Annotated in this window: 6 protein-coding genes; 5 read left to right on the top strand and 1 reads right to left on the bottom strand. The window is 45.8% G+C overall.

Translation table 11 applies throughout. The features are described from left to right. Positions 1–182 precede the first annotated feature (182 nt). Positions 183–3,506 (bottom strand): VPA1262 family protein, encoded by a 3,324-nt coding sequence (locus tag AC13DJ_RS16250; protein ID WP_133166197.1) that lies wholly within the window; start codon positions 3,504–3,506, stop codon positions 183–185. Positions 3,507–3,756: 250 nt separating this feature from the next. Here AC13DJ_RS16250 and AC13DJ_RS16245 point away from each other — a divergent pair, with 250 nt between their 5' ends. The 5 genes from AC13DJ_RS16245 (at position 3,757) to AC13DJ_RS16225 (ending at position 6,408) form a co-directional block, all read left to right on the top strand. After that, positions 3,757–4,605, top strand: coding sequence for a hypothetical protein (locus AC13DJ_RS16245; RefSeq protein ID WP_106761124.1), 849 nt, complete (start codon positions 3,757–3,759; stop codon positions 4,603–4,605). Further along, the gene (locus AC13DJ_RS16240) at positions 4,598–5,011 is read left to right on the top strand and encodes a hypothetical protein (protein ID WP_173920289.1); all 414 of its coding nucleotides are present in this window, start codon (positions 4,598–4,600) and stop codon (positions 5,009–5,011) included. Before AC13DJ_RS16245 ends, AC13DJ_RS16240 begins: the two co-directional genes overlap by 8 nt. Positions 5,012–5,081: 70 nt before the next feature. Further along, positions 5,082–5,471 (top strand): hypothetical protein, encoded by a 390-nt coding sequence (locus AC13DJ_RS16235; RefSeq protein WP_106761122.1) that lies wholly within the window; start codon positions 5,082–5,084, stop codon positions 5,469–5,471. A 118-nt stretch (positions 5,472–5,589) separates the two neighbouring features. Beyond that, positions 5,590–6,219 carry a recombinase family protein gene (locus AC13DJ_RS16230; protein ID WP_482932957.1) on the top strand — a complete coding sequence of 210 codons (630 nt, stop codon included), beginning with the start codon at positions 5,590–5,592 and terminating at the stop codon, positions 6,217–6,219. A 42-nt stretch (positions 6,220–6,261) separates the two neighbouring features. Continuing rightward, entirely contained in the window at positions 6,262–6,408 is a 147-nt protein-coding gene (locus AC13DJ_RS16225; RefSeq protein WP_482932956.1) for a hypothetical protein, read from the top strand. Positions 6,409–6,555 lie beyond the last annotated feature (147 nt).

Here is a 6,555-nt window from a genome sequence, read left to right as displayed (position 1 = left end):
CGGTTCTGCGGTGGCAACAACTTCTTCAACACGGCGGCTTTACGTTCTTCGGAATAACGTGGCATGAATGCTCCCATGCCGCCCCTACTGACTAAATTCAGGCGAAATTGCCAACTGGACAACTAGGCTGACAGAGGGGGGTATGACCGACTGCCAAGTTGTTCGCCCCTATGACAGCAGAGTTACTCCGACTGCGAAAGAAGATCTTCAGCTTGGGATAGGAATGAGGCCAGGTCTCTGTCTTTTCCTGTCCCCTCTGACTCCCATTCTTCCATAGGCCTTAACATTGCAAGGGCGCTTGCTTCTCCTGACAAGTTATCTAATTCTACATTAGCTTGCTTCATTTCGGTTAAATAGTATTGACACCACCTAGTGAATGCCAATATCCACATTGAGACTACCAAAGCATCGTTCCAACAAGACCAGTTAGACGTACTTGCCAGAGGTTGTTGTAAAACTCTTTTCTGCTTATTTAAAATGGGTCTGATCAATTCAATTACTTGTCTTTGTTGCTCAGGCGTACTATGAGCGACGATAAATGCACAAGTATTTGTCATCTGCCCTTCCCGTGAAAGTTGGAACAGTCTTGAATTCCTGCTTTCAGCTGGGCCTATCAATGAAACGATTTCCTCGATCCAGATTTTGCAAGCATCATCCGTATCAGCTTGCTCACTTTGAAGTAGAGGTAAAACTAGATCCCGAAACAACCACGGTTCTGTCCATGGTAATTGGCGCATATGGCCTCTCATCGAATCGATTACGTGCCTCAAATCACTTCCAGATAGCTGTTCTGGTAGTTCGCTTTTGAGTGCGACTAATAATTTCTCGTATTGATCACGTTTTCTTTCATCATTTGCCGATCTGTTCACCAACCAACCTAAATATCTTACCTTTTCCGTGCGGTCAAATCTTGAAAGCAAGCCCAGCTCTGATGTGACGTCCTTAGTTTGATCAATCATCTGCTCTAGAGCATATAAGCCCATCCATCGAATTAAACCGTTACAACTATTCAATAAAGTGCATGTGCGGGAATAGTTTGGTAGCAGCTCTATGGATAGGGAGATCTCGCTAACAATTTGGCTTAACAATGACAGCCTAATTATGTCAGCATGATCCGGCTCTTTCGGAATTTTAGGCGATTCTTCAGCAACCAGTTCTAACAATGATTTTGGGTCATATGACCAAAGCAGTTTTATTGCAAAATATTCTGACCAAGTAAGTGCTGTATATTTAGTCATATGGCACATATGATGAAGCTGGTAAGAGCTACACAGCAGCTTTTCAATTGGTCTTTGAAATAGGTGAGGTTCTAAGACAGTTATATCAGTATCCAGATCTTTATGGGTGCGCTGTATCGATTTAGTAAGGTACCCCATGAGATTCTGTAAGAACGAGGTTTCACTTAATATTTCTTGAAAATCTGTATCACCAGCTCTAGAGTTTGCCAAAAATTCACCAACCACTTCCCATTGATCCATGAAATCTTCAGAGCTGACCTTTTTCTTTACCCAGGCTAAGAACCCCTGAGGATCGATCAAGTTAAGTGAGTCCCCTTCTAATAGCTCAAGAGATATCAACTTGTCTTTCAGTGGTGCACCGTATAATCCTGTTAATGAAGGCTCGTTAGCCCATATTGATAGGATGTCGCCTGCTAATTCATTATTCAGTATTTTTAGTGGCTCGTATCTTACATTTTTCCCTGGAGCTTCGGAAGAAACATATAGTTTGCTTAATCCAGGGTTGTTTTCTTCAGAATCAGATGTTTTTGCCTCTAAGTCCTTCAAAAGGCCACTTTTATATTTTTCAACCTCTAACAAAGTATCAGATGGTATCGGCGTAATAAGTAAGGGATAGTTCTCTGCCACTTTCTGCAAGGAATTTGATAAATTAAAGCCAACTATTGGTAAGCCATCGCTTCCTATAATCAGGATATATCGGTCGTGGAGCTTTCCGTCTTTTAAGCCAATGATTCTGAGGTTTATTTTTGAAAGGGTTCGTTTATTGTTTTCACAAGCAGTAACTAGATCGTCTACTCTATTACGATTAGTAGGGTTTTCCTCGTCACCTTTTTGTTTTGGTAGTGAGGTAAATACTATGTAGCTACACTTAGGCGCAGCATATAAAGAAAGCAACGATAATCCAGCCGAATCAAAATAGGGATCGAAAATTATTATTTGGCTGTCGTTATATTTTGAAAAGAGAGCTTTGAACCATTCGACAAATTGTAAACGGCCTTCACCATCGCTTGGTCCATAACGTTCGAAAAACCTTGCATCCGATTTTTTTGGGTGCAGTTTATTAAAAATAGGGCTTAGCTCGCGGTTTACAGCAACCCAAGGGTCAGCCTCCCGGCCGCCCACTTGGCTAGCAAACCCATGGTTTCCTGTGTTTTTAGTTAATACTGCTTTCACGCGGCTAGATTGCTTTTCTTTGACCGTGTTCTCTAACCAATCAAATTTAACAGAGCTTGAATTACCACCGACCACATTAGCTTGAAAATTTATTTCTCGAATATATCCAGTGCGCCACCTGCAACATAATATATTTTCTTCGCTATCTTCGACATTAAAACCATAGATTTCTAGTTCAGTAGAGTCAGCGATGGATCTAACTGTTCTATCAATATCAAACTCGCGCATATATATGCGGTTGTCGTACTGTTTCGCATTTGCAATCCTTGAGTATATAATTTGACCGCTGTTATAGATCTTAATGTTGAATAGAAAATCAGGGTAGTTAGGAAGATTCTTGGCGTCGAATTTAACGCTTAATTTCCGTCTTTCATCGCCCCAAACAACTTCAAGTAAATTTTTCTCTTTTTCATCTAAAGTCGGAAAAACGAGAAACTCAATATCACCAAATCGCACTTTATCGTTATCTTCAAAGTTCAATCCAGTGTCAAAATTTAGATGTTCGACGATAAACTTTGTAAGGTCGGAACGATAATTATGGTTGTCCTGGAAGAGAGATGATTTATCTACTTGAGTGATCGATGCGCTAATGGCACCCGCTGCTCCATGGGGGCTAGTAGTCGAGTGAAGTTCGAACGCATCCTTGTTAAGAAGATATATTACGGGTTTATAAACTAATTTTTTTGGATCTAAAAATATTGTGCCAAACTTCTCATCAAACTTATTTTTTCGCTCAAGACCTAAAGTATCGCTTATCGTGGAAATATTAACTCCATCACAAAGCATTTCCAGAAAATCACTTAATAAATTGCTACCGATGTACAGATTAAGCCGGGTTATTTTCGCTCTGCAATGTTCAAGATTCGTAAATTTGTCATTATTGCTGAAAGACCAAGAATTATTAGAATGTGAGTATGGTACTACACGACCATAGATAATCCGGTTTTTAGTCGTTTCTGTGGAATGAACTTGAAGAATCCAAAGCTGTACAGCGCATGGCCGAGGATCACCGTAGAATAAGCGAGCCAGCCTAGTGTCACCTATTAGGTCTTTTAATGTTGTGCTGACCTTATTGTCTTTAAACGCTTTATTCATTCTTGCCCCGATTTATGCACTTGTATCTACTATGTAATTTGGTACGTTCCTCGCCGTTACCATCTACCATTTTATAGTGTTTTACAACACATGAGCTTCAACGTAACGGCAGTGTGTCTGTCGTTATATGTTTGAGCGAAAGGAACTTTGTTCTATCAGTACAAACTATTGATTTATAAAGATTATTTTTATTTTTCCTCTTGCATATTCTCAACCTCATGAGAATATTTAATGAAAGCAGGAGGACATAATGAAAAGATTAGCACCCTTAACTACGGCAATATTGGCCGCTGCCCTGGCTGGCTGCGCGGCTACCCCACGAGCTTACAATCCGGAAGAGTCTCGGGCCTTAAACCTGGCGAGAGCCGGTGGCATCTACGATATGGACTTGCGGGATTCTGAGGATGGTACCCGCTCCTACAATAAAGGCATGTTGGTGCCATTACTGGATCTCGCCAGCCTGGCGACCTCATTCGGTGCACCGCTTCGACATCTATCGGGTAACCAAACGTTTTTGTTCAACGCTACCGACATCCTGATGACACCGGACAATCCATCGGCGAGACCAAGCCTGATGGGATGGATGCCTGCGTCGATGGCCACTTCAGAGGCTCAGGCCTATGAGCAGTATGTAAATCTGGTTGACCAGGCCATCCGGGTAGCTGCCAATGATATGGCGTTGAGTGCCACCAAACTCAGTAACGTGGAAACGCCTGAGATTGACGGCCATCCACTGATGCTCTGGTCGATTGAAAGCACTGAGCATGGATGCGGTGCTGGTCAATGTGTGGTTGCTTACAACATCAAAACGCCGAATCGCTGGAAGTCTCCGGCCTACGTGGAAGGCGCTGAGCCTGAAAGCTACAACATTGCGGCCAATCATCCAGAGAATTATTCCCGCCTTGTTTTCCGGCAGTCAGATGAGCAACTCAGCTTCCCTGTGGACGAGTTCTACCGCACGATCAGTGGTGCCTTACCATCCTGGATGGTGGTGTACTTTCCTCCCGGCACCGTCACCCAGGATGGCGAACCGCTACCGTACCCTGTGCTGTACGAGCAGGGGCAGCGACTGATGTTCAAGGAGCCAGATCATGAGTGACTGGCATGATGAACTGGAGTTCGCGCTGTTGCCGCTTGAAGACGCCAAAATCGATAGCGACTGCATGACCTCTGTGATCAGCAATGCCCTGAGCGAGCAAGGCATCTTCCATCAATGCCGTATCGGATACGCAGAGGACCGACTGAGCCTAATGGTCACTGCTCCCCATTGTTGGATCGAGCTCGAACAGGGCTGGAGTATCGATATCCGGCTCAGGCAGTGGCTGGGCGATGAGGACGACCTCCCTCATGGCGTATTCCAGCCATCCAATTACCCGAGAGTTCGATACCAAGGCAGTGCGTGGCTGGTTCCACACCTTGATGCGGGAGATTTGAGGTCGATGACAAATGATGCCTACAGCAAGTTGAAAGTGCCATGGCTCGCCGGGCGAGCCAGAGCGGCCTGACGCCGGTCGAAACTTGCATTTTCTCAGGTTCTGATAGCTTCGAAGTAAAGAACTATCGGGGACTGAAACCATGGTGAAGGTAACAAAAATAGTAGCAGTGGGACTCGCCGGGATCGGCGTTGTGGAGCTCGCCTTAAGGGGTACCGATGCATCGCTCTACGCATGGTATCTATTGTTGGTGCTCTGGGTGATCCTACTGCTCATTCGCTTCGCAATGGCCGCAGTCGATGCTTACAAGACAGTTTTTACTAAGGGACCCGATGGGCAAATGACGTTTCCTGAATTCGAGAAAAAGATGGCGTCGTTTAGTCGAGGTGGTGGTAGGGAAGAAAACGGTCCAAGCAGCACGACAACCTCTGGCACCGGGAGTCAAGAAGGCGCAGGCGATCTGTTCGATGACTTCAGAGTCAATCCGATCCTCCGAGAGGATGATCCGTTCGGGGAGTTTTTCGACTCTTGAGGTGGTTCCTGATGGGTACACATCAACAGAACCAGGTAACCAGCTCCGCAGATAGCCAACAGAACCATCTAAAACAGACCGGCCTCACGGAACCATCTATAGCAGACTGAGAAAGAAAATGTTCATCCGAGCCTACCTGAGAGCATCAACCCGGGAACAGAATGCCGATCGGGCAAAGGAGTCTTTGATTCAATTTGCCGAACAGCACGGCCACCGGATCGCAGCTTTCTATACTGAGAATGTTTCCGGAGCAACTCTGCACCGGCCTGAGCTGATGAGGCTGATTGCCGAGTCCGGTGAAGGCGATATTGTTCTGGTTGAACAAATTGACCGTCTTGCCCGTCTGAAACAGAAAGACTGGGATATCCTGAAACAGAAACTGAGTGCCAAACGGCTTTCAATTGTTTCACCCGAACTTCCCACAAGTTGGCTGGCTCTGGATCGGAAAGATGAAACCGGCTTTACTGATTCCATCCTGCAAGCTGTGAACTCGATGATGCTGGATATGCTGGCCGCCGTGGCCCGTAAAGATTACGAGGATCGCCGCCGGCGTCAGTCCCAGGGGATAGGTAAAGCCAGGGCCGAAGGCAAATATCGGGGGCGGCAGCCAGACATCAAGCGTCGTCAACATGTGGCCAGCCTACTGCGCACTGGCCATAGCTACAGCGAGATTCAGGACATACTGGGATGCTCCAGGCACCTGATTGCCTCTGTCGCAAAAGAGCAAAGGCAGTCCGAGGCTGCCTGATGGAAGCTTTGTTCCAACTGCACAACAGAAGGAGATCGCTCTGTGATTGATCTATCTGCAACACTGATTGGCTTTGCCAGCTTTGTTCTGGTGGTACTGGCCATCTGCGGCGCTGCTTACTTCAAAGCAGATCGCCTGGAAGATTGGGTTAAAACCAAACTCGTGAAACGGCCAAACCGAACCCCGTAGAAAGTCCGGGAGTTATTGTCAAATCTGGTGTATGACCATCAGGCAGCGTTCCTGCCAGATTGATCTTCCACCTGTATTCCATCCTGAAACTGCACGTTGTCCACGACCAGCTTCAGTTGGTCAAACCCCTTGATTCGCTTCCAGCGT

This window comes from Marinobacter sp. L-46, from assembly GCF_056859535.1.
This window is presented reverse-complemented; position numbering and strand designations above follow the sequence as displayed.